This window comes from Micromonospora sp. NPDC007220 (genome assembly GCF_040634035.1).
In the GTDB taxonomy this organism is placed as follows: Bacteria; Actinomycetota; Actinomycetes; order Mycobacteriales; family Micromonosporaceae; genus Micromonospora; species Micromonospora reichwaldensis.
The window spans coordinates 258,069-284,173 of record NZ_JBEYEU010000006.1 but is presented as its reverse complement, the minus strand read 5'-3'; the positions used below and the strand labels follow the sequence as shown (position 1 = coordinate 284,173).

Sequence of the window (26,105 nt, the reverse complement as noted above, 5' to 3'; positions counted from 1 at the left end):
CACGACGCCGGCAAGGAACCTTCGGGAAACGTTGAACGCCATGGGTACCAACTCTCTGTGCGATAGCCGGCGTTGCCTACGACGGCTCGAACTGGATTGGCTCAGACGCTAGAAAAGCTGGCTATGGTCTCGCTAAAGGCTGGTTTTCGGTCCGGTATCGCCGACGGCGTTGGTGCCATAGCCCACCAGGTGACGCCACTGGCTGAGGTTTGGCGCCGTCCCGACGACCAACCCAACATTCCATGAGGGACAACGAACGGCCAGTTCTTGTCGTCCACCCGGGTATCGATAACAAATCGATGAGCGAACGATATCGGCGTAACCGACCATCGTCCCTGCGGACGCCACCGGCGGCCGACCGGCAGCCGGACCGGCTGCCGGCAACGAGAGGTGGTCTAGCTCATGGTGCTCTCCGTCGAGGTCGTCGACTGCTCGTTCGGCATGGCCGCCGCAGACGTGGGCGTCGTGCTCACCCGGCAGGTCGGGCTGCGGTGGCGGGAGCTGGCCAGCGGCCGCACCGGAACCGATGGTCGGCTTGCCATCTGGACCGAGCCGACCATCGACGCCGGCATCTACCAGCTGGCGGTCGACCTGGACGGCTACTACTCGATCCTCGGCGCCGTACCGCTGCACCCGAGAGCGGTGGTGGAGTTCCGCGTCGCGGACCCGGACGCCGACCTGCACCTGCCGCTGATGGTCACCTCGAACTCGTACCTGAGCTATCGGGGCTGCGGCTGACGGTGCCGGCGGCCGGACCGGCGCCGCGGGTCGCGGTACCGGTCCGGCCGTGCTCGACGTGGCGTCGCCGGAGTGGTCGCCGGTGCTCAGCGACCGGCCGGTGCCGGGCCCTGGCCGGGAAAGAGCGCCGGCTCCGGTACGACGGTGCCGGCGTCATCGAGGCTGCCGAGGCGGGCCTGTGGATCGGTGACCGAGCGCCGCACGGTCTCGGCGATCACCCGCAGGGCCCGCACGACCGCGTCCGCGCCGAGCACGTCGGGATCGACCCGCAGGGTGACGCCGATCCACTGCTGCCCGTCGCCGTGCACCCGGGCGTAGAACGGATGCCCGGCATTTCGCGGCGGAACGTCCCAGCTCAACTCGGCGGTACCGGCGGAGCGGGCGTCGTCCGGCACCTCGCGCGGCGGCTCGGAGATGTAGTTGAACCAGCAGTCGTGCGTGAACCGGGTGCCGTCCGGGCTGCCGATCTCCTTGGCCAGTTCCTCGGCCCGGTCCACGTCGTAGCTGCCGCTGCGGTAGGCCAGCATCGCGTTGAAGTGGGTCCGCTTCAGGTACTGCGCCAGCGTGCTGTCCGGATCGACCCGGCAGACCAGCGGGACCAGTTGGTTGAGGGTGCCGATCAGCGGCTGCCACTCGGGATCGAACCGGTTCGCCGACATCAGACTCATCATGATCCGGTCCCGGTCGACGAACTGGGCGAGCGCGACGGCGGTCGCCGCCATCACCACGCTCTGCTGCGAGACACTGTGCGCCTTCGCCGCCTGGGCCACCAGCACAGCGAGGTGGTGTGATCGGAGGGTGGCCTGGATCCGTCGCTCGGCCGCGCGGCCTGTCGGCGGTGCGGGCAGGTTGCGTACGGGGCCGTCGGTCAGCAGCCGCCGCCAGTAGGTCTCGGCACGTCGGCGACGGGACTGCCAGGAATCGCTGCGCTGCGCCAGGGCCAGCTCACGGCTGCGCGGCGCCGGTGCCGAGCCGGCACCGGGGTCGGCCACGACGGCCCGGAACTGCTGCTCCAGCTCCTGGATCGCCCACAGGTCGACGACCATGTGCGACAGCGACAGGGCCAGGAACTGCGGCTGCCCCGCCACGCTGACGAGCCGGCCGTGCCAGCCGGGATCGTCGAGCACCGGGAACGGCAGCTGGTGCAGCGCGCGCAGGGTGGCGGCCGGGTCCGCCGGGTCGCGTACGGCGTGGTCGACCTGCTCGATCCGCAGCGGCAGCTGGTCGTGGATCCGCTGCACCGGCTGGTCGTCGACGACGTGATAGGTGGTCCGTAGCGACTCGTGCCGCCGCGCCAACGCGCCCAGCGCGCCGAGCACGGTGTCGGCGGTGAGGCCCCGGACGTCCCAGGTCGCCGGGACGTTGACCTCCATCAACCGATCGGTGGCGAACGTCTCCATCGACCGCCAGGTCGACAGCTGTCCGTAGGTGAGTGGAGCGTCGATCACCACGGTGACTCCTTCGAGGTCGGGGGTGGCCGCGCCCGGTCGAGACCCGGGCCCCGCCGGGCGCGGCGACGAGGTGCGACGGTCACCCGGCGAGGCTGGGCGACCGTCAGGTGCAGACGACCAACGACCGGTGTCCGGCACTGCGCATGTTCATCACCTCCTCCGCGGTGATCCGTGTCCGGGAACCGGACCAGCCACTACGGCCGGCGGTATCCCATCGGCGGTGCGATACGCATGTTAAGACCTACTCATAAGACATTTGGTCAGGTCAACAGCGGCACTCTGGCAGCTTGTTACCGTCGCTTAATTGCCACTCGGAATAGGGCTGTACCAGCCTTGACGCCCACGCCGGCGGAGCAGACGATTCAAGCGCGTCTTCCAGGTCGGAGAACGGCCGGCGCGAAACATCTCCTCGGTATGACCGGATCGGTGCGGCGTTCCTTCTGGCCGTAAATCGGAAACGAACCGGGGCGGTGGCTGTTCACGAATGCACTGCGACGGGTGGGTGAGCGGATGTCTTCCTCGGTCAGCGGATCTGCGGCCACGGAGCCGGTGGCCGTCATCGGTATGTCCTGCCGGCTGCCTCGCGCCGCGGACGCCGACCAGTTCTGGCAGCTGCTGCGTGCCGGCGGGGACGCCGTCGCCGACGCTCCGGCGCACCGCTGGGCCGAGCAGTCCGAGTTCCGCCGCGGTGGCTTCCTCGACGAGGTCGACCGGTTCGACGCCAGCTTCTTCGGCATCTCGCCGCACGAGGCGACGGCGATGGACCCGCAGCAGCGCCTGATGCTCGAACTGTGCTGGGAGGCGCTGGAGCACGCCCGGATCGCGCCGAGCGTGCTGCGCGACGCCGCCGTCGGAGTCTTCGTCGGTGCCATCGCGGCGGACTACGCGAACCTGCACGACCGGCTCGGTGCCCGTACCCTCGGCCCGCACACCCTCACCGGCACCCAGCGTGGCCTGATCGCGAACCGGCTGTCCTACCTGTTCGGACTGCGCGGGCCGAGCCTGACCGTCGACGCCGGTCAGTCGTCGTCGCTGCTCGCCGTGCAGTTGGCCTGCGACGAGCTGCGCCGCGGCGGCGCGACGGTGGCGATCGCCGGCGGGGTGAACCTCAACCTGCTGCCGGAGACCAGCGCGGTGATCGGCCGGTTCGGCGCGCTCTCCCCGGACGGCCGTTGCTACACCTTCGACCACCGCGCGAACGGCTACGTCCGCGGCGAGGGTGGTGGGCTGGTCGTGCTCAAGGCGCTCTCCGCGGCGCTCGCCGACGGCGACCCGGTGCACTGCGTGATCCTCGGCGGCGCGGTCAACAACGACGGCGGCGGTGCCGGGCTGACCGTCCCGAACCCGGTCGCCCAGACCGAGGTGATCCGGTTGGCCTGCCACCGGGCTGGGGTGGCCCCGGCCGACGTGCAGTACGTGGAGCTGCACGGCACCGGCACCCCGGTTGGCGACCCGATCGAGGCAGCGGCCCTGTCCGCCGCGCTCGCCGCCGGCCGGCCGGCCGGCCGACCGCTGCTGGTCGGCTCGGTCAAGACCAACATCGGTCACCTGGAAGGCGCCGCCGGCATCGCCGGCCTGCTCAAGACCATCCTCGCCATCAGCCACCGACGACTGGTGCCCAGCCTCAACTTCGAGGCCCCGCACCCGCTGATCAAGCTCGACGAGCTCAACCTGCGGGTGGTCTGCGCCGAACGCGACTGGCCCGCCGCCGACCGGCCGCTGGTCGCCGGGGTCAGCTCCTTCGGAATGGGCGGCACCAACTGCCACCTGCTGCTGGCCGAGGCGCCGCCCCGCCGCGCGGTGCACCGGGACCGCGCCCCGAGCGCCGACGCGCCGTGGTTGCTGTCGGCCCGTACCGCACCGGCGCTGCGCGCCCAGGCCGCCGCGTTGTCCGGCCACGTCACCGCCGACCCGTCGGTCGAGCCGGCCGACGTCGCGTACTCGCTGGCCCGCACCCGGGAGCGGTTCGAGCACCGGGCGGTCGTGCTCGGCGCCGACCGGCACGAGCTGCTCGCCGGCCTCGACGCGCTCGCCACCGGCCGCCCTGCCGACGCCGTCGTCGCCGGCCGGGTGGCCACCGGCCGGCGGGTGTTCGTCTTCCCCGGCCAGGGCTCGCAGTGGCCGGCGATGGCCCGCGAACTGCTCGCCCACTCGCCGGTCTTCGCCGACCGGCTCACCGCCTGCGCGCAGGCGCTCGCGCCGTACGTCGACTACCCGCTGCTCGACGTGCTGCGCGAGGTGCCCGGCGCGCCGAGTCTGGACCGGGTCGACGTGGTGCAGCCCGCGCTCTGGGCGGTGCTGGTCTCGCTGGCCGAGCTCTGGCGCTCGCACGGGGTCGAGCCGGACCTGGTCGTCGGCCACTCGCAGGGCGAGATCGCGGCCGCGACCGTGGTCGGCGCGCTGTCGCTGGCCGACGGGGCGCGGGTGGTCGCGCTGCGCAGCCGGGCCATCGCCGCGGTCTCCGGCGGCGGCGGAATGGCCTGGATCGGCGCCCCGGTCGACCTGCTCGTCGAGCGGCTGCGGGCCACCACGGGGGTGAGCCTGGCGGCGGTGAACGGGCCGCGCTCGGCGGTCGTCTCCGGCGACCTGCGACAGATCGGGCGGCTGCGCGAGGCGATCGAGGCGGACGGGCACCGGACCAAAGACGTGCCGGTGGACTACGCCTCGCACTCGCCCGCGGTCGACGGTCTGCGCGACGAGATCGTCGAGGCGTTGGCCCCGATCCGGCCGCGTTCCACCACCGTCCCGTTCGTCTCCACCGTGACCGGCGAGCCGATCGACACCGCCGAGCTCGACGCCGACTACTGGTTCCGCAGCCTGCGCCAGCCGGTCCGGTTCGACCAGGCGACCAGGACCGCGCTGCGCCTCGGCGGCGCGCTGTTCATCGAATGCAGCCCGCACCCGGTGCTCACCGCCAGCATCGAGGAGACCGCCGAGGAACTGGAGTCCGACGCGCTGGCCGTGGGCACCCTGCGCCGCGACGACGGCGGCCAGGCCCGGCTGCGGCACGCGCTGGCCCAGGCGTACGTCGGTGGGGCCGATGTCGACTGGGACGCGTACTGCGTCCGGCCCGACGCCCGGCCGGTCGACCTGCCGACGTACCCGTTCCAGCGGGAGCGGTACTGGCTCGGCGACGCCGCGCGCCCGAATGGGCAGGACGTCGCCACGGCGGTGCCGCAGACCGCCGCGCCGGCCGGGACAGCACCACCCGCGGCGTCCCGGCGGGAACTGCGTGACCTGGTACTGGCGACGGCGGCGGCCGTCCTCGGACATCGTGACGCCGCCGAACTCGACCCGGTACGCACCTTCAAGGAGCTGGGCTTCGACTCGGTGAGCACGGTCGAGCTGCGGCACCGGCTGCGCGCCGCGACCGGGCTGCGCCTGCACACCACCGTCGTCTTCGACCACCCCACCCCGAACCGGCTCGCCGAACACCTGCACGCCGCGCTGGGCCAGCCCCCGGCGGGCACCGGCGGAGCTCGGGTCGACGCCGGCCACCGCGCCGGCCGGGACAGCGAACCGATCGCCGTCGTGGCCATGGGCTGCCGCTACCCCGGTGGGGTCAACTCCCCCGAAGAGCTGTGGCGGCTGATCTCGACCGGCACCGACGCGATCTCCGCGCTGCCCACCAACCGGGGCTGGGACCTGGACACCCTCTACGGCGCCGGCCCGGAGCGGCCCGGCACCTGCGCCACCCGGTACGGCGGCTTCCTGCACGACGCGGACCTCTTCGACGCGGCGTTCTTCGGTGTCAGCCCCCGCGAAGCGCTGGCCATGGACCCCCAGCAGCGGCTGCTGCTCGAGGTGGCCTGGGAGGCGTTCGAGCGGGCCGGCATCGACCCGGCCGACCTCGCCGGCTCGGCGACCGGGGTGTACGTCGGCGCGATGGCCACCGACTACGGTCCCCGGCTGCACCTGCAGACCGGGGCCGCCGAGGGGCACCTGCTCACCGGGACCGCGCTGAGCGTGGCTTCCGGCCGGATCGCCTACACCTACGGTTTCCAGGGCCCAGCGGTCACCGTCGACACCGCCTGCTCCTCGTCACTGGTCGCCATCCAGCTCGCGCTCGAGGCGTTGCGTCGCGGCGACTGCCCGCTCGCCCTGGCCGGCGGGGTGACCCTGATGGCCAACCCGGGCAACCTGGTGGAGTTCAGTCGGCAGAACGGGCTGGCCGTGGACGGCCGGGCCAAGGCGTTCGCCGCCTCGGCCGACGGGACCGCCTTCGCCGAGGGCGCCGGGGTGCTGCTGCTGGAACGGCTCGATGACGCGCGCCGCAACGGGCACCCGGTGCTCGCGGTGCTGCGCGGTGGCGCGGTCAACCAGGACGGCGCCAGCAACGGGCTGACCGCGCCGAACGGCCTGGCCCAGGAACAGGTCATCCGGCTGGCACTGGCCGACGCCGGACTCGGCGCCCAGGACGTGGACGTCGTCGAGGCGCACGGCACCGGCACCGTGCTGGGCGACCCGATCGAGGCGCACGCGATCCAGGCGACGTACGGCGAGAACCGGACCGGGCAGCCGCCGGTCTGGCTCGGCTCGGTGAAGTCGAACATCGGGCACACCCAGGCCGCCGCCGGGGTGGCCGGTGTGATCAAGATGGTGCAGGCGATGCGGTACGGCGTACTGCCCCGCTCGCTGCACTGCGAGGAGCCGACCACCAAGGTCGACTGGGACTCCGCCGGGGTCAGGCTGCTGACCGAGCAGCGACCCTGGCCGGCGACGGGGCGGCCGCGGCGTGCCTCGGTGTCGAGCTTCGGCATCAGCGGTACCAACGCGCATCTCATCCTGGAGTCGGCCGAGCCGGCCGAGCACCCGGACGAGGCCGGGCCGGCGACCGGCGACCCGCTGCCCTGGGTGCTCTCCGCGCGGACCGGTGACTCGCTGCGCGCGCTGGCCGAGCTGCTGCGCGGGTACGCCACGGACGCCCCGGACGCGGATCTCGGTGCCGCCGCCGCCGTACTGGCCGGCCGCGTCGCCTTCCCGCACCGGGCGGTCGTGTTCGGCGCCGACCGGCCCGGACTGTGCGCCGCACTGGCCGATCTCGCCGCCGGTACGCCGAACCCGGCGGTGCTGACCGGCGTCGCCACGAACCGTCCCGGGCCGGTCGCGGCGGACGGCCAGTCAGCCGAGGCCGAGCCGGGCGTCGACGGGGCCGGTTCCGACGCCCTCAGCGCCGCCGCCCGGGTCTGGGTCGATGGCGAGCCGGTCGGCTGGGCGCGGCTGCTCGGTCTTCCGACGCATCGTCCCGAGCTGCCGAGCTACCCCTTCGAGCGCCGGCGCTACTGGCTCTCCGACGCGGCCCAGCCGGCCACCGAGACGGTCCGGCACCCGCTGCTCCGCTCGGCGGTGCCGGTGGCCGAGAACGGCGGGCTGCTGCTCGGTGGGCGGCTGTCCGACACCGACACGCCCTGGCTGGTCGACCACATGATCGCCGGGCGGGTGCTGCTGCCCGGTACCGCCTTCGTGGAGTTCGGGCTCGCCGCCGCCGCCGCGGTCGGCGCCGACCGGCTCGCCGAGCTGACCCTGCACGCCCCGCTGGTGCTGGCCGAGGCGGCAGCCGCGGAGCTGCAGATCTGCCTCGGCGAGGCCGAGGCGGACGGTCGCCGTACGCTCAGCATCCACTCCCGGCCGGTCGGTGAGGCCGAGGCCGAGTGGACCCGGCACGCCAGCGGGTCGGTGGCCCCCGCGACCGCCGACCCGACGTCCGAACCGCTCACCGTCTGGCCGCCGGCCGGTGCCGAGCCGATCGATCTGGCCACCGCGTACGCCGACCTGGCCGCGGCCGGTTACCAGTACGGCCCGGCGTTCCGGGGACTGGTCGCCGCCTGGCGGTGCGGCGCTGACCGGTACGCCGAGGTGCGGTTGCCCGATGTCGGCGGCGCGCGTGACTACCGCATCCACCCGGCCCTGCTGGACGCCGCCCTGCACCCGCTGGTGCTCGACACCGGGGCCGGCGACGGCGGACTCCGGCTGCCGTTCGTCTTCTCCGACGTGCGGGTCACCGGGGCCGGCGCCGACCGGCTGCGGGTCCGGCTGAGCCCCGGCGCGGACGGCGCCGTCGCGCTGACCCTCCACGACGGCACCGGCCAGCGGATCGGTGCGGTGGCCGCGCTCAGCATGCGCAGTGTGCCGCCGGGCACCGAGCTGACCGCACCGGGCGCCTCCGGGCCGGGCCTGCACGACCTGCGCTGGGTCCCCGCCGGTACGCCGCAGGCGCAGCTCGCCGGCGGGAGCTGGGCGGTGCTCGGCGACACCGGAGCGGCCGACGCGATCCGCGCCGAGCTGGACGCCGCCGGGGTGACCGTCTCTCGGCACCACGACCTCGCCGCGCTGGCCGGGCCGGACGCCGGTACGGTGCCGCCGGTCGTGCTGGTGCCGCTGCCCGACGAGGACGACCTCGAACCGGCGGGCCGGGCCCGGACCCACCTGCACCACGTCCTCGGGCTGCTGCGCCAGTGGCTGGGCGAGGCCCGGTTCACCGGCGCCCGGCTGGTCCTCCTGGCCGGGCACCGGTCGGTGGGCACGGCCGCGGTGTGGGGGCTGGTACGGACCGCGCAGGTCGAGCACCCCGGCCGGTTCGTGCTGGCCGACCTGCCCGGCGGTGGCGACTCCGCCGGCCGGTGGCAGCGGCTGGCCGCCGCGTTGGACGCCGGTGAACCGCAGTTCGCCGTGGCCGACGGCGCGCTGCTGGTGCCCCGGCTCGCCCGCCGGGAGTCCCGGCCCGGCCCGCTGGTGGACCTCGGCTCGGGCACGGTCCTGGTCACCGGGGGCACCAGCGGCCTGGGCGCGCTCGCCGCGGCCCGACTGGTCGAGCGGCACGGCGTGCGCGACCTGCTGCTGACCTCCCGTCGGGGCGAGAGCGCCGACGGCGTCGCCGAGCTGGTACGGCGGCTGACCGGGCTCGGTGCGTCGGTCCGGGTGGCGGCCTGTGACGTGGCCGACCGGGCGGCGTTGACCGGGCTGCTGGCCACGATCCCGCCGCGGCGACCGCTGGTCGGCGTGGTGCACGCGGCCGGGGTGCTCGGTGACGCCACGGTGGACCGGCTCGATGCGTCTGCGCTGGACCGGGTGCTCCGCCCGAAACTCGACGCCGGCTGGCTGCTGCACGAGCTGACCGCCGAGCTGCCGGTACGGATGTTCGTGCTTTTCTCCTCGGTGGCCGGCCTGCTGGGCAACGCCGGACAGGCCAACTACGCCGCGGCCAACGCCTTCCTCGACGCCCTGGCCGGTCACCGGCGCGACCTCGGCCTGCCGGGTACCTCGATCGCCTGGGGCCTGTGGGGGGTCCGGACGCAGATGACGGAGGGTCTCTCGGCCGCCGACGAGGCCCGGCTCGCCCGCGCGGGTCTGGCCGGCCTGAGCCAGCGGCAGGGACTGGAACTGTTCGACGCCGCGCTGCGCGACGCCGGGCAGGGCGACCCGCTGGTGGTCGCCGCCCGCTGGGAGCCGGCCGGCCTGCGGGCCCGGCTGGACGCAGGTGGCGAGTCACCGGCGATCCTGCGGCAACTACTGGGTGCCGGCCGTCGGGCGGCGCCCGCCAGCCCGGCCGGCACCGTGCTGGCGGGTGCCGCCGGTGTCGTGCCCGGCGCCACCGGCCCGGCGGCCGCCGCCAGGCTGGCCGACCAGCTGGCCGGGCTGGACCACACCGAGGGCCGCCAACTGGTGCTGGACCTGGTCGGGCGGACCGTGGCGCTGGTGCTGGCCTACGGCCCGCAGGACACCGTCGAGGCCGACCGGCCGTTCACCGAACTCGGACTGGACTCGCTGTCCTCGATGGACCTGCGCGACCGGCTCGCGGCCGACACCGGTCTGCCGCTGCCCGCGACGCTGGTCTTCAACGAGCCGACCACCGAGGACGTGGCCGACTGGATCCTGCGCGAGCTGATGCCCGCCCCGCCGGCCGCCGACGAGCTGCTGCGCGAGGCGCTGGACCGGGTCACCGCCCGCCTGGCCGACGCCGACCCGGACGAACAGGACCGGGTGACGGCCGTGCTGCGGGCCGCGCTGCACCGGTTCGACGGCGGGCGCGACCAACAACCGGACACCCCGGCCCTGGCGCCGGTACTGACGTCGGCCCGCCTGGGCACGGCCTCTGACGAGGATCTCTTCAATTTCATCGACAGCCAGCTCTGAAACCACACCGGACACACGAAGAAGGGGAGGGACAGCCATGGCGATCGAAGACAAGCTCCGTGACTATCTCAGGCGGGTCACCGCTGATCTGGCCGATGCGAAGCAGCAGCTGGCCGTGGCCGACGAACGGCACCACGAGCCCATCGCGGTCATCGGCATGGCCTGTCGCTACCCCGGCGCCGTGACGACCCCGGAGCAGCTCTGGGACGTCGTCGCCGGCGAGGTGGACGCCACCGGCGAGTTCCCGACCGACCGTGGCTGGGACCTGGAGAAGCTCTACAACCCGGACCCGGACGCTTACGGCACCTCGTACACCCGCCGGGGTGGCTTCATCGACGACCCGGCCGGCTTCGACGCGCCGTTCTTCAACATGAGCCCCCGGCAGGCCCTGGCGACCGATCCGCACCACCGACTCTTCCTGGAGATCACCTGGGAGGCGTTCGAGCGGGCCGGCATCGACCCTGCCACGGTGCGCGGCGACCGGGTGGGCATCTGGTCGGGGATGATGTACGACCACTACTCGACCCAGTTCCTCGGTGACATGCCGACGAGCGTCGAGGGCACCCTGATGGTCTCCAGCGTGCCGAGCGTGCTCTCCGGCCGGGTGGCCTACACGTTCGGGTTGGAGGGCCCGGCGGTCACCCTGGACACCGCCTGCTCGTCCTCGCTGGTCGCGCTGGACCTGGCCGTGCAGGCACTGCGGTCCGGGGACTGCCCGATGGCGCTCGCCGGTGGGGTCACCGTGATGGCGGTACCCGATCCGTTCGTCGAGTTCTCCCGCCAGCGGGCCCTGGCCACCGACGGCCGGTGCAAGGCGTTCTCCGACGACGCCGACGGTGCGGTGTGGGCCGAGGGAGCGGGCGTGCTGCTGCTCGAACGGCTCTCCGACGCGCGGCGCAACGGTCGCCGGATCCTGAGCGTCATCCGCGGCATCGCGGTGAACCAGGACGGTACGAGCAACGGGATGACCGCCCCCAGCGGGCGCGCCCAGGAGCGGGTCATCCGGCGGGCGCTGGCCGACGCGCGGCTGGAGCCGGCCGCGATCGACCTGGTCGAGGCGCACGGCACCGGCACGCCGCTGGGCGACCCGATCGAGGCGACCGCCATCCTCGCCACCTACGGGCAGAACCGCCCGGCCGACCGGCCGCTGTGGCTGGGCTCGTTGAAGTCCAACATCGGGCACAGCCAGGCCGCGGCCGGCGTCGGTGGCCTGATCAAACTGATCATGGCGATGCGGCACGGCACGATGCCCCGGACGGTGAACGTCACCGAGCCGACGCACCACGTCGACTGGAGCTCCGGCGCGGTGGAACTGCTCACCGAGGCGCGGCCCTGGGCCCGCCTGGACGAGCAGCCGCGCCGGGCCGGGATGTCCTCGTTCGGCATCAGCGGGACCAACGCGCACGTGATCCTGGAGGAGCCCACCGAGGCGCAGGCGCCCGCACCGGCAGCCGGGCACCCAGGCCCGCACGCCTGGGTGATCTCTGCCCGCACCCCGACCGCGCTGCGCCGGCAGGCCCGGCGACTACACGACCGGGTGCTCGCCGACGCCGCCGTACGGCCTGCCGACATCGCCTTCTCGCTGGCCGACACCCGGGCCCGTTTCGACCACCGGGCGGTGGTCGTCGGCCGGGACCGCGCCGAGCTCGTCGACCGGCTGGCCGGATACGTCGACGGCCGGCCCGGCGCGGTGGTACCGGCCGGCGTCGCCCGGGGCCAGGTGTCGACCACCTTCCTCTTCACCGGGCAGGGTGGCCAGCGCCCCGGCATGGGCCGGGACCTGTACCGGGCGTTCCCGGTCTTCGCGGCGGCCTTCGACGAGGCCTGCGCGGCGCTCGACCCGTACCTGGAGCGGCCGCTGCGCGAGGTGATGTGGGCCGAGCCGAACACGGCCGGCGCGGCGGCGCTGAACCAGACCCTCTACACCCAGCCGGCGCTCTTCGTCTACGAGGTGGCCGCCTTCCGGCTGCTCACCTCGCTCGGGGTACGCCCGACCAGGCTGGCCGGGCACTCCGTCGGCGAGATCGCCGCCGCGCACGTGGCCGGCATCTGGACGCTGGCCGACGCCGCCCGCCTGGTCGCCACCCGCGCCCGGCTGATGCAGAACCTGCCCGCCGACGGCGCGATGGTCGCGGTGGCGGCACCGGCCGCCGAGGTACGCGCCTCGCTGGCGGGGATGGAGCACCTGGTCGGGATCGCCGCGATCAACAGCCCCGGTGACGTGGTGGTCTCCGGCGACGAGCAGTCCTGCCTCGCCGTGCAGGCGCACTGGCGCGCGCTCGGCAAGCGCACCGGACGGCTGCCGGTCAGCCACGCGTTCCACTCGCCGCTGATGGAGCCGATGCTCGACGAGTTCGCCCGCGAGCTGAAAGCGACCAGTTTCGGCGCGGCCCAGCTGCCCTACGAGACCAACCTCGGGCCGGAGCGGTCCTGGACCGACCCCGACTACTGGGTGGACCAGATCCGCCAGACCGTCGGCTTCGCACCGATGATCGAGCTGCTGGAGGCCGCCGGCACCGACGTCTACCTGGAGGTCGGTCCGTTGCCGGTGCTCTCCGGGATGGCCGGCAACTGCCTCACCGACCAGCGGGCGGTCGTAACCGCCACCTACCGCCGCAAGCAGGAGGAGCTGGAGGCGCTCCACGGCTGCCTCGCCGAAGCGTTCGTGGTCGGCGTGCCCGTCGACTGGGCGGCCCTGGCGGCCGACGGGCACGCCGTCGACCTGCCGACCTACGCCTTCGAGCGGGAGCGCTACTGGCTGATCCACCGGCGCTCCAGCGCGGACGTCGCCTCGGCCGGGCTGCGCCCGGTCAACCACCCGCTGCTGCGCGCCGCGGTCGACGTCGCCGACGGTACCCGGGTGGTGGTCACCGGCCGGGTGTCACTGACCGAGCTCCCCTGGCTCGCCGACCACGCGGTCGGTGGCGGGGTGGTCGTGCCCGGCGCCGCCCTGCTCGACGTGGTCGGCCAGGTCGGTGCCCAGGCCGGGCTGGCCGAGGTGGTGGAGCTGACCTTCGAGGCGCCGCTGGTGCTGCCCGCCGACGGCGGACTCTCGCTACAGGTGGTGGCCGACGGTGGCGACGGCACGGTGGGCGTCTACGCCCGCGCCGACGGCGACGACACCTGGGTACGACACGCCAGCGGCATCCTCGCCCCGGACGGCGGCGGCACCGACGGCCGGTGCGGCTGGGCGACCTCGTGGCCGCCGGCGGGTGCCGTCCCGATCGCCTTCGACGGCGCGTACGACCGGCTGGCCGAACTCGGCTACGAGTACGGTGACGCGTTCCGCGGCGTACAGGCCGCCTGGCGGGCCGACGACGCGCTCTACGTCGACGTCGCCCTGCCGCAGGCCGCCGAGACCGAGGGCTTCGGACTGCACCCGGTGCTGCTGGACACGGCGTTCCATCCGTACATCTTCGAGGGTGGTTCGGACGAGCTGCGGTTGCCGTTCGTCTTCCGGGGGGTCCGGCTGGCTGGCCACGGCGCCTCGGCGCTGCGGGTCCGGCTCAGCTCCGACGGCGCGGACAAGCTCGCGGTCGAGGCCGCCGACGCGGACGGCCGGCTGGTACTCGCCATCGAGGAGCTGCGGGTCCGGCCGGTCTCCATCGCCTCGATTGTCACCGCGATGGGCCGGGCCACCGGGCCGGCCGGGTTCTTCGGCCTGGACTGGGTGGACCTGCCGGTCGCCGGCGCCGACGAGGCGCCGACCTGGCGGTACCTCGGCGAGCCGGTGGCCGGGCTGCCCGGTCACCCGACGGTGGCCGCGCTGGCCGCCGCGGTGGCCGGCGGCGAGCGGTGCGACTTCGCGGTCTTTTCCGGCGCCGGCACCGAGCCGGACGTGCCGACCGCCGCCCGCGAGCTGACGGGGCGGGCGCTGGAGGCCATGCAGCAGTGGGTCGCCGACGCGCGGCTGGCCGGATCCCGGCTGGTCTTCCTGGCCGACCCGCGGTCGGTGCGCACCGGCGCGGTGTGGGGACTGGTCCGCGCCGCGCAGGTCGAGCACCCCGGCCGGTTCGTGCTGGCCGACCTGCGGGCCGACGCCGGTGACGCGCCGTGGGGCCGGCTGGCCGCCGCGGTCGGCAAGGGCGAGTCGCAGTGCCTGGTCGAGGCGGAGAAGATCCTGGTGCCGCGGGTCAGCCGTCGGTCGCCCGCCCCGGTGGACGAGCTGGACCTGGCGGACGGGACGGTGCTGGTCACCGGCGGTACCGGCGGTCTCGGCGCACTGGTCGCGACCCGGCTGGTGCAGCGCTTCGGCGTACAACATCTGCTGCTGACCTCCCGGCGCGGTCCGGCGGCCAGCGGCGCGGCCGAACTCGTCGCCCAGCTGGAAGGCCTCGGCGCCTCGGTCCGGGTCGCCGCCTGCGACGTCGCGGACGCCCCGGCGCTGGCCGAACTGCTGGCCTCGGTGCCGGCCGACCGGCCGCTGACCGCCGTGGTGCACGCCGCCGGGGTGCTCGACGACGCGCTGCTGGAGGGGCTCACGCCACAGCGGCTGGAGTCGGTCTTCCGGCCCAAGGCCCAGGCCGCCTGGCTGCTGCACGAGCTGACCGCCGACCTGCCCCTGCGGGCCTTCGTGCTGTTCTCCTCGATCGCCGGGGTGCTCGGCAACGCGGGGCAGGGCAACTACGCGGCGGCGAACAGCTTCCTCGACGCGCTCGCCGCCCACCGGCGGGCGTCCGGGCTGCCGGCGCTCTCCATCTCCTGGGGCATGTGGTCGATGTCGACCGGAATGGCCGCGGAGCTGACCGCGGCCGACGAGGCCCGGCTGTCCCGGGCCGGCGTGGCGGCCATCTCGGCCGAGCAGGGCCTGGACCTGTTCGACACGGCGCTGCGCGAAGCAACGACCGGCGACCCGCTGGTGGTGGCCTCTCGCTGGGACCTGGCGGCGCTGCGCTCGCGGGCCGAGAGCGGCGACGACATCCCGGTGGTGCTGCGCGGCCTGGTCCAGCCCGCCCTGCGACCGCAGGGCGGCAGCGCGGCGAGCGCCTTCGGCCCGGTCGCCCGGCTCGCCGTCCTGCCGACCGACGAGGCCCGGGCGGAGATCGTGGCGGCGCTGCGCTCGCACGTCGCCCGGGTGCTGGCGCACGGCTCGGCCGCCGCGGTGGAGATGGACCGGACCTTCAGCGAGATGGGCTTCGACTCGCTGACCGCGGTCGAACTGCGCAACCGGCTCAACTCGGAGCTGGGCGTGCAGTTGCCGGCGGCGCTGGTCTTCGACCACCCCACCGTCGACGCGCTGGCCGACTACCTGCTCGGCGAGCTGGCGCCGGCGGCGCCGGCGGTCAACGACGTGCTGACCGAGACCCTCGACCGGATCACCGCGCAACTCGCCGACGACGACACCGGGGAGCGGGACCGGGTGGTGGCGACGTTGCAGGCGGCCCTGCTCCGGCTCGGCCTGGGGACCAGCGCGGAGGCGTCGAAGGCGCAGCTGGATGCCGCCTCGGACGAGGAGATCTTCCAGTACATCGACACCCAGCTCTGACGATCCAGTTTCTCACCACCCACGCGCTAGGACAGGGGATTGACAGATGGCAGCCGAGAACAAGCTCCGCGAATATCTCAAGCGGGTCACCGTCGACCTGACTGAGGCGCGCCGGCAGCTCGCCGAGGCCGATGCCGGCCGGCACGAGCCGATCGCCATCGTGGGCCTGTCCTGCCGGTTGCCCGGCGCGCAGAACGTGGACGCCTACTGGGAACTGCTCCGCGACGGGCGTAGCGCGGTGCTCGACGACGCGCCGGACGGCCGGTACGACCTCGACCCGTACGTCGCCGACCACGGCGTCTACACCCGTCGCGGAGCCTTCCTCTCCGACATCACCCGCTGGGACTCCGAGTTCTTCGGCTCGCCACCCCGGGAGGCGCTGCGGATGGACCCGCAGCAGCGGCTGCTGATGGAGCTGACCTGGGAGGCGCTGGAGGACGCCGGCACCCCGCCGGCCCGGGTGGCGGGCAGCCGCACCTCGGTGATGATCGGCTTCTCGGACACCACCCAGTACGGCCGGTTGCAGTCCGACCTGCAGGGCGCCGCCGCCTTCACCGACCCGTACGCCGGGCAGGGCAGCTCGGCGAGCGTGGTCGCCGGCCGCCTCGCGTACCACTTCGACCTGCGCGGCCCGACCGTCACCCTGGACACCGCGTGCTCGTCGTCGCTGGTCGCGGTGCACCTCTCCAGTGCGGCGCTGCGCCGCGGCGAGTGCGACCTGGCGGTGGCCGCGGGCGGCTTCCTGCTCATCCAACCCGATCTGTACGTCAACGCCTGCGCCACCTCGATGCTCTCCCGGGACGGCCTGAACAAGACCTTCGACGCCGACGCCGACGGCTACGTGATGGGCGAGGGCGCCGGGGTGGTGGTGCTGGAGCGGCTCTCCGACGCGCTGCGCAACGGCCGCCGGATCCACGCGGTGATCCGCGGCTCGGCGGTCAACCAGGACGGTCACAGCAACGGGATGACCGCGCCGAACCGGGGCGCCCAGGTGGACGTCATCCGCCGGGCGCTGGCCGCCGCGCGGACCAGCCCGGACGAGATCTGCTACGTGGAGGCGCACGGCTCCGGCACCCGGCTCGGCGACTCGATCGAGCTCGGCGCGCTGGGCGACGTCTTCGGCGGCCGGTCCCCGGCGACGCCGCTGCACGTCGGGGCGGTGAAGACCAACATCGGGCACACCCAGGCGGCGGCCGGCATCGCCGGGCTGATCAAGACGGTGCTGGTGCTCAAGCAGGGTATGGTCCCACCGAACCTCAACCTGGTCAACCCCTCCGAGGCGGCCCTGGCCAGCGACACCGTGCGGCCGGCGACGACGACGCTGGCCCTGCCCGAGCAGGACCGGCCCCGGCTGGCCGGGGTCAGCTCGTTCGGCTGGTCGGGTACGAACGCGCACCTGGTGCTGGAGGCCGCCCCGCAGGCCGAGCCGGTCGCCGAGGCACCCGGCCCGTACCTGCTGCCGGTCTCCGCGCACCACCCGGCGGCGTTGCGTGAGCAGCTCGGCGCGCTGGGCGGCGCGCTGGACCGCTGCACCGTCGCCGACCTGGCGTACACCCTGCAGAGCGGGCGGGCCGAGCACCGCTTCCGCCGGGCGGTCCTCGCCACGGACACCGCCGACGCCACCGGGCAGCTCACCGCCGCGGCCGGCGCGGCCGGTGTGCGCAGCCTGCGTGACCGGCCGCGGGTGGCCTTCCTGCTGCCCGACTCCGGTGCCGGTCACCGCGGGCTCGGGGGCGGGCTCTACCGGCGTGAGCCGGCCTACGCGACCGCGGTGGACAGCTGCGTCGAGATCGCCGCCGAGCATTGCGGGCTGGACCTGCGGCCGTTCCTCCACGCCGGACCCGGTGCCGAGGCCGACCGGCCGGAACTGGCCGAGTCGTTTCACTTCGTCGTCCAGTACGCGCTCGCCCAGCTGCTGCTGCACCGCGGGGTCCGGCCGGACGTGCTGGTCGGCCAGGGGATCGGCGAGCAGGTCGGGAACTGCCTGGCCGGGGTGCTCACCCTCACCGACGCGCTTCGGCTGACCAGCCTGCGGGCCCGGCCGACCGACGACACGGCGAGCGGCACCGAGGCGGCCGAGGTGTCCGACCCGGTGACCCGGCAGGCGCCGGCGATCCCCGTGGTCACGGTCGCGGCCGACGGTACCGACCTGGCCCGGCAGTTGCCGCGGGACGTCGACGTCCTGGTGGAGCTGGGCGCGGGTACCGTCCTCGGCGACCTGCTGGCCAGCCAGCTCCCCGATCAGCCGGACACCGTCCTGCTCGGCACCCTGCCCGCGGTGGCGACCGGCGGGGACGCGGCCGACGTGGCGAGCCTGCTGGACACCTGTGGGCGGCTGTGGGAGATCGGGGTGACCCTCGACTGGTCCGCGCTGCGCGGTGGCCCGGCCCGGCTGGCGGACCTGCCGACCTATCCGTTCCAGCGGCAGCGGCACTGGTTCGAGCGACCGGCCAGCCCGGCTGTGGCCCGGCCGGGCACCGAGGCGGTCGAGGCCGAGCCTGCCCCGGGCGACGAGCACGTGCGGTTGCTGACCCAGCGATGGCGAGCGGCGCCCACCGGTGCCGCCACCGTCCCGACCGCCGGGCGGTACGTGCTGCTCGCGCCGGCCGGTGCCGGTGCCGCCACCGAGGTGGCCGACGAACTGGCCACCCGGCTGCGCCGCTCCGGCGGCGACGTGGTGCTGGCGACCTGCCCCGGCGACCTCGTCGCGCTGCTCGGCGCCGGCCCGAACACGGTGGTCGACCTGTCGATGACGCAGCCGGTGCCGGCCGACGCGGCCGCCGCCGCGGTGCACGGCGCCTCGGCGGTGCTCGCCGCCTGCGGCGGTAGCGGCCGCAGCGGTACCCGGGTGATGGTGGTCACCCAGGGCGGCCAGGCGGTGCCGGACAGTGCCGGGGTGACCGTCGGTGGCACCGCGCCGGCCCAGGCCGCGGTCGCGGTGCTGCCGGTGGTCGCCAATCAGGAGTACCTGGACCTGGAGAGCGTCAACGTCGACCTCGACCCGGAGTACGGCCCCGGCGCGATGGCCGACGCCCTCGCCGCCGAGCTGGGCCGCCGCTCCGACGGGGTGCTCGTCGCCCACCGGGGCGGCATCCGGTACCTGCCGACGTACGAGGCACCGGCGACGCCGCTGGAGACCCATCCGGTGGCCAGCGGCGGCACCTACCTGATCACCGGCGGTCTCGGCGACATCGGTCTCACGATCGCCGGGCACCTGGTGCGCAACGGCGCGGCCGGGCTGGTGCTGACCAGCCGGCGTGGGCTGCCCGACGACCCGGACGACCCCCGGCACGCCGCTGTGGCGGCCCTGCGGGCGCTCGGCGCGACGGTGCGCACCCCGCGTGTCGACGTCACCGACGAGGCGGCCATGCGGGTGCTCTTCACCGACGTCCGGATCGACGGCGTGGTGCACGCGGCGGCTGACGCCGGCACCGACACCTTCGTGGCACTGCGGGACCTCGACGGGGCCGCGGTGGCCCGGCAGTTCGGAGCCAAGGTGGACGGCGCCCGGGTGATCGCCCGGATCGTCGCCGGACTGGACGACCGGCTGGTACCGGACTGGTGCCTGCTCTTCTCCTCGACCTCGGCCCTGCTCGGCGGGGTGACCTTCGGTGGCTACGCCGCGGCGAACGCGGCGCTGACCGCGCTCGCCCACGCCGGCGCCGACGGACGCAGCCGGTGGATCTCCGCCGGCTGGGACACCTGGGCCTGCACCCTGCAGCGGCTGCGCGACGGGATCGGCGCGAGCATGGCCAGCCACTCGATGAGCGATGCCGAGGCCCTGGCCGCCTTCGACCGGCTGGTCGGCACCGCGCTGCCCGCCGTGGTGGTCGCCGCCGGCGGCTTGGACGACCGGCTGCCCCGCCTCGGCGGCGCGACCGTCGAGCCGGTCGGTGGGGATGCGATCCGCCACCCGCGCCCGGATCTGCCGCAGCCCTACACCCCGCCGCTGACCGGCACCGAGCGGGCGCTGGCCGAACTCTGGTCCGACGTGCTCGGCATCGAGCCGGTCGGCATCCACGACAACTACTTCGACCTCGGCGGCACCTCGCTGCTGGTGCCCCGGCTGCTGGGGCTGGTCAAGAACCGGTTCGCGGTGGCGGTACCGACCGTGTCGCTGTTCGAGGCGCCGACCGTCCGGTCCTTCAGCGCGCTGCTCGAGCAGCAGCGTGGCCCGGCCCCGGCGGCGCCGGCCCGGACCGGAGAGCCGGCCGTCGCGCCGGCCGCCGTCGCCGCGCCGGTGGCACCCGTGCCGGTCGCCGCACCGGCCGCGCCCGGCGGCGCCGAACTGGTCTTGGCGGCATCGACCGCGCCGGTGCTCGACGGGGAGCAGCTGGACCGGCGGATCGCCATCGTCGGGATGGCCGGGCGGTTCCCGGGCGCCGAGGACGTGGCCGCCTTCTGGCGCAGCCTCTGCGCCGGTGAGGAGCTGATCAGCTTCTTCACCCCGGAGGAGTTGGTCGAGGCGGGCGTGCAGGCCGAGCTGGCGCACGACCCGGCCTACGTACCGGCCCGTCCGATCCTCGACGACATCGCCGGCTTCGACGCCGGGTTCTTCGGCATCAGCCCGCGGATGGCCGCGCTGACCGACCCGCAGCAGCGACTCTTCCTCGAGGTCTGCTGGGAGGCGCTCGAACAGTCCGGCTACTGCCGGCCGGAGCACCGGGGGCGGGTGGGGGTCTTCGGTGGCACCAACATCAGCACCTACCTGCTCGGCGCGCTCGGCCAGCTGAGCATGCACGAGGACCTGAGCGAGTACGAGCTCATCATGGGCAACGACAAGGACGCCCTGACCACCACCGTGTCGTACCTGTTCGACCTGCACGGCCCGAGCGTCGCGGTGCAGACCTTCTGCTCCACCTCACTGGTCGCGGTGCACCTGGCGGTCCGCAGCCTGCGCAGCGGCGACTGCGAGATGGCGCTGGCCGGCGGCGTGTCGATTCGGGTGCCGGACAAGCAGGGCCACCTGTCCACCCCGGGCGGCATGGAGTCGCGCGACGGGCACGTGCACACCTTCGACGCGCAGGCCAGCGGGACGATGTTCGGCGACGGCGCCACCGTCGTGGTGCTCAAGCGGCTGGACGCCGCGCTGCGCGACGGCGACCACGTCTACGGAGTCATCCGCGGCTCGGCGATGAACAACGACGGCGCGCTGAAGGTCGGTTACACCGCGCCGAGCGTCGCCGGACAGGCCCGGGTGATCGCCGACGCGATGGCCGACGCCGGGGTGAGCCCCGAGGAGATCAGCTACGTCGAGGCGCACGGCACCGCGACCGAACTGGGTGACCCGATCGAGGTCGCCGCGCTGACCCGGGCATTCGGCAGCACCGAGCAGCGGCAGTACTGCCCGATCGGCGCGGTCAAGACCAACGTCGGGCACATGAACCACGCGGCCGGTACCGCCGGCCTGATCAAGACCGCGCTGTCCCTGCAGTCCCGGGTGATCCCGCCGACCCTGCACTACACCCAGGCCAACCCGGCGATCGACTTCGAGAACAGCCCGTTCTACGTCAACGTCGATCTCGCCGAGTGGCCGGCCACCGAGGGCCGGCCCCGCATCGCCGGGCTCAACTCCATCGGGATGGGCGGCACCAACGTGCACGTCGTCGTGCAGGAGCCGCCCGTACGCCCGGAGGTGCCGGAGACCGACGAGCTGACCGGCCCGGCGCACACCCGCCGGTACCAGGTGGTGCCGGTGTCGGCCCGGACCGCGAGCGCGGCGGACCGCGCGGTGCGGCGCCTCGGCGAGCACCTGGATTGCCAGCCGCACGCCAGGCTGGCCGACGTGGCGTTCTCGTTGCAGGTCGGACGCAAGACCTTCGAGCACCGGCGGGTGGCGGTGACCGCCACCCTGGACGAGACGGTCGGCACCCTGACCGGACGCGACGGTGCCCCGCCCCCGATGGGCCGGGTGGAGGCGGTACAGGGCCGACCGGTGGCGTTCCTGCTCGCCGGCGTCGGCGAGCAGTACCCGGGACTGGTCGGTGAGCTGTACCGGCGCGAACCGGTGTTCCGCGCCGCGCTGGACGAGTGCCTGGCCCCGATCGCCGCGGCACTGCCCGAACTGGACCTCACCGACCTGCTCACCGGGCCCCGCGGCGGCGGCTCCGACCTGGCGGCGCTGCTCGGCCGGGGCGGCGGCACCGACCCGCGTACCGCCGCCCTGCGCCGCACCGAGGTGGCCCAGCCGCTGCTCTTCGCCGTGGACTACGCGCTGGCCAGCACGTTGCTGGCCTGGGGGCTGCGGCCGACCGCGATGCTCGGCTACAGCCTCGGCGAGTACGTCGCGGCCTGCCTGGCCGGGGTGCTGTCGCTACCCGACGCGATCGCCCTGGTGGTGCACCGGGCCAAGCTGATCGGGGCGCTGGAGACCGGCTCGATGGCCGCGGTACCGCTGGCCGCCGACGAGCTGCGCCGCCGGTTCCGGCTGGAGCAGCGCGGGCTGGACATCGCCGCGATCAACGGGCCGGAGACGGTGGTGGTCGCCGGTCCGACCGCCGCGCTCGACCAGCTCGCCGCCGACCTGCGTCAGGCCGAGATCCCGTGCCGGCCACTGGAGACCAGCCACGCGTTCCACTCCCGGATGCTGGCCGGCATCAGCGACGAGCTGACCGCCTGGGTGGCCGCCAACATCCGGCTCAACCCGCCCCGGCTGCCCTACATCTCCAACGTCACCGGCGCGCTGGCCGACGCCGCGCTGGTGCGCGACCCGGCCTACTGGGCCCGGCACATGTGCCAGCCGGTGCAGTTCGAGGCGGGTGTGCAGGTGCTGCTCGCCGACCCGGAACTGGCCCTGGTCGAGATCGGCCCCGGCCAGTCGCTCGGCGCGCTGGTGCGCTCCGCCGGCTGCCCGCCGCAGCGCTGGCCGTTGATCACCGCGACGCTGCCGGCCGGCAGCGACCCGCGCCCCGCCGACCTGGTGCTCACCGACGCGCTGGCCCGGCTCTGGCTGACCGGCGTCGAAATCGACTGGGCGGCACACCACGGCCGCGGCGACGGGGCCACCCCGGTCTACCGGGCCGCCCCCGGCCGGATTCCGTTGCCCACCTACCCGTTCGAGCGGCAGCGGTACTGGATCGAGCAGACGCCGATGACCGCCGGGCGGGAGGGCGGCGCCGAGCTGCCGGCCGAACCGACCAGCCTGGCCGAGATCGGCCGGATCCCGCGGCTGCCCGAGGAGCAGTGGCTGCACCTGCCGGTGTGGCGGCAGACCGCAGCCCCGGCCGCCGACGAACGGCAGCCGGACTCGTGGCTGGTCTACGCCGGTACCGGCGCCACCGCCGACGGGGTGCTCGCCGAGCTGGAGCGGACCGCGGCGGCCACCGGCGCGCGGCTGACCGTGGTGCGGGCCGGCACGGAGTACCACGCGGCCGCCGACGGCTACACCGTCCGGCCGGGAGACCCGACGGACGCGCTCACCATGCTGCGCGCCCTGCGGGCGGCCGGGGTCGGACTGGACCGGGTGGTGCACCTGTGGACCCTCGGCGAGCTGCCGGACGACGACCGGACCGTGTCGCTGGGCCTGCACACCCTGGTCGCACTGGCCCGTGCGGCGGCCGAACTCGGCCTGGACCGGTGGGCTCTGGACATCGTCAGCACCGGCTCACAGCAGGTGCTCGACGGCGCCGAGGCCCGGCCGGCCAGCGCCACCGTGCTCGGCCCGGCCCTGGTCATCCCGCTGGAGTACCCGTCGGTCAGCACCCGGCTGGTCGACGTGGAGCCGGCCACCCCGGCCGGCGCGGTCGTCGCCGAGCTGCGTCGCCCGCGGACCGAGCCGACGGTGGCGATCCGCGCCGGTCGGCGCTGGGTGTGCGGCTACGAGTCGATCCCGCCGGCCGACCTGGACACCGCCCGCCAGGTGCTCCGCGACGGCGGGGTGTACCTGATCACCGGTGGGCTGGGCGGCATCGGGCTCGGCCTGGCCGCGCAGCTGACGCAGGACTGCCGGGCCCGGCTGGTGCTGTTCGGGCGCACCGGTCTGCCGGCGACCGAGCGGTGGGCCGGCATCCTGGCCGGCTCCGACAAGGTCGACGAGAGCACCCGCAGCCGGGTGGAACGGGTCCAGGCGCTCGTCGAGGCCGGGGCCGAGGTCGAGATCGTGGTCGGTGACGTCGCCGACCCGACCGACGTCCGGCGGGCGGTCGACACCGCCCGGGAGCGCTTCGGCGCGCTGCACGGCATCCTGCACACCGCGGGCGTACCCGGCACCGGGTTGATGCAGTTCAAGCTGCCCACCGACTCCGACCTGGTGCTCGCGCCCAAGGTCGCCGGCACCCGGGCGATCGTCGAGGCGCTGCGGGTCGGTGCCGACGACGAGATCCGGCTCGACTTCCTGGTGCTCTTCTCGTCGATCACCTCCGCCACGGGTGGTGGCCCCGGCCAGGTCGACTACTGCGCCGCGAACGCCTATCTGGACCGCTACGCCAACATGCTCACCGCCGCCGGACGCCCCACCCTCTCGGTGGACTGGGGCGAGTGGGCCTGGAACGCCTGGGACGGCGGGCTGAGCGGGTTCGACAGCGAGGTGCAGGCGTTCTTCTCGGCGAACCGGGCCCGCTTCGGCATCACCTTCGAGGAGGGCTGGCGCACCCTGCTGCGGGCGCTCGCCTCGGGGGAGTCGCAGTTGGTCGCGGCGACCCAGGACCTGGCCACCATGGTCCGGTTCAGCCGGTGGTTCAACGTCGAAGCGGTGACCGCGCCGAACGGCACGGCCAGCTCCGAGGCGCGCCACCCGCGGCCGGAACTGGTGACCCGCTACCAGGAGCCGACCGGGCCGACCGAGCTGGGCGTGGCCGAGGTCTGGTGCGACTCGCTCAAGCTGGAGCGGGTCGGCGTCGCCGACAACTACTTCGAACTCGGCGGCAACTCGCTGCTCGGCATCGCGCTGCTCAACACGCTGCGCCGCCGGTTCGCCGAGGCGGAACTGCCGCCACACATCCTCTACGAGGCACCGACGGTGGCCGCGCTCGCGCGAGTCATCGACGGCACCGCCGCCCGGGCCGCCGCCGCGGCCGAGGACGACGGTCAGCTGCGGGCGCAGCTGCGCCGGTCCGGTCTGAAGACCGCGGCGGCCCGCCGCCGCGCGTCGTGACGACGGTGTCCGTCTCCGCCAACCAGCGCACGCGACCCGTCGGCGGCGGGTGCTCGGCAAGTTCAGTCAACCAGGGTACGGAAAGGGAGAAGTCATGACCGTCATCGGCGTAGTCGGCGCCGGCGTCATGGGCGTCGGAGTGGCACAGAATCTGGCCCAGTACGGGTACGAGGTCGTCCTGGTCGACCGGACCGAGGAGATCCTCGCCGGGGCCCGGGCCGTGATCGCCCGCAACTGCCGGATGAGCCGGCTGATGGGCGGACCGGCGCTGGACCCGGACGCCATCCTGGCGAGGATCACCACCGCGGTGGGGGTCGAGGCGTTGGACAAGGCCTCGGCCGTGATCGAGAACGTCACCGAGAACTGGGACATCAAGCGCGAGGTCCACCAGCGCCTCGACGAGGTGTGCCCGCCGGAGACGGTGATCATCGTGAACACCTCGGCGATCCCGATCACCCGGGTAGCCGCAGTCGGCAAGCACCCGGAGCGGGTCATCGGGGTGCACTTCATGAACCCGGTACCGGCCAAGCCGGTGGTGGAGATGATCCCCGGCTTCCACACCTCGGCGTCGACCATCGAGCGCACCCGGGAGCTGCTCAGCGGGATGGGGAAGAAGGCGGTCGACGTCAAGGACGCCTCCGGCTTCGTCTCCAACCGGGTGCTGATGCTGACCGTGAACGAGGCGGCGTTCCTGGTCCACGAGGGCGTCGCCACCGCCGAGTCGGTCGACGAGGTGTTCCGGGGCTGCTTCGGGCACCCGATGGGTCCGCTGGAGACCGCCGACCTGATCGGCGTCGACACGATCCTCTACAGCGTCGAGGTCCTTTACGAGCACTACGCGGACAGCAAGTACCGCCCGTGCCCGCTGCTCAAGCAGATGACCGACGCCGGACTGCACGGCCGGAAGACCGGCCGTGGCTTCTACAACTACGAGAGCTGAGGACGACACCATGTCGGAGACGGTCAACACCCAGATCCTGTCCTTCATCCAGGGGCGCTTCCCGCAGGCGCAGATCGGCGAGACCGACGACATCTTCGCCTGCGGCTACATCAACTCGCTCTTCGCGATGGAGCTGGTGATGTTCCTCGAGAAGACCTTCGAGTTCACGATCCCGAACGACGAGCTGAGCATCGACAACTTCCGTACCGTCAGCGCGATGACCGCGCTGGTGGACCGGCAGCGTCGCGGCGTGACGGTCGGGTAGTG

Annotated in this window: 7 protein-coding genes; 6 read left to right on the top strand and 1 reads right to left on the bottom strand. The window is 74.0% G+C overall.

Going from position 1 to position 26,105, the window contains the following annotated elements:
- The first annotated feature begins 402 nt into the window (after nucleotides 1–402).
- Nucleotides 403–738, top strand: a complete 336-nt coding sequence (locus tag ABZ573_RS15350) for a hydroxyisourate hydrolase (RefSeq protein ID WP_151452362.1) — start codon at nucleotides 403–405, stop codon at nucleotides 736–738.
- Between the two features lie 86 nt (nucleotides 739–824).
- On the opposite strand, the gene ABZ573_RS15345 is transcribed toward ABZ573_RS15350, so the two are convergent.
- Nucleotides 825–2,189 carry a condensation domain-containing protein gene (locus ABZ573_RS15345; RefSeq protein WP_358118627.1) on the bottom strand — a complete coding sequence of 455 codons (1,365 nt, stop codon included), beginning with the start codon at nucleotides 2,187–2,189 and terminating at the stop codon, nucleotides 825–827.
- A 510-nt stretch (nucleotides 2,190–2,699) separates the two neighbouring features.
- On the opposite strand from ABZ573_RS15345, the gene ABZ573_RS15340 reads away from it, so the two are divergent.
- From ABZ573_RS15340 to ABZ573_RS15320, 5 genes are all read left to right on the top strand, one after another.
- The gene (locus ABZ573_RS15340) at nucleotides 2,700–10,322 is read left to right on the top strand and encodes an SDR family NAD(P)-dependent oxidoreductase (RefSeq protein ID WP_358118625.1); all 7,623 of its coding nucleotides are present in this window, start codon (nucleotides 2,700–2,702) and stop codon (nucleotides 10,320–10,322) included.
- Between the two features lie 37 nt (nucleotides 10,323–10,359).
- The gene (locus ABZ573_RS15335) at nucleotides 10,360–15,807 is read left to right on the top strand and encodes a type I polyketide synthase (protein WP_358118623.1); all 5,448 of its coding nucleotides are present in this window, start codon (nucleotides 10,360–10,362) and stop codon (nucleotides 15,805–15,807) included.
- 46 nt (nucleotides 15,808–15,853) lie between these two features.
- Nucleotides 15,854–24,898, top strand: coding sequence for a beta-ketoacyl synthase N-terminal-like domain-containing protein (locus ABZ573_RS15330; protein WP_358118621.1), 9,045 nt, complete (start codon nucleotides 15,854–15,856; stop codon nucleotides 24,896–24,898).
- A gap of 94 nt (nucleotides 24,899–24,992) precedes the next feature.
- Nucleotides 24,993–25,838 carry a 3-hydroxyacyl-CoA dehydrogenase NAD-binding domain-containing protein gene (locus ABZ573_RS15325; protein WP_151452357.1) on the top strand — a complete coding sequence of 282 codons (846 nt, stop codon included), beginning with the start codon at nucleotides 24,993–24,995 and terminating at the stop codon, nucleotides 25,836–25,838.
- 10 nt (nucleotides 25,839–25,848) lie between these two features.
- Nucleotides 25,849–26,103 carry an acyl carrier protein gene (locus ABZ573_RS15320; protein ID WP_151452356.1) on the top strand — a complete coding sequence of 85 codons (255 nt, stop codon included), beginning with the start codon at nucleotides 25,849–25,851 and terminating at the stop codon, nucleotides 26,101–26,103.
- The last annotated feature ends 2 nt before the right edge of the window (nucleotides 26,104–26,105 follow it).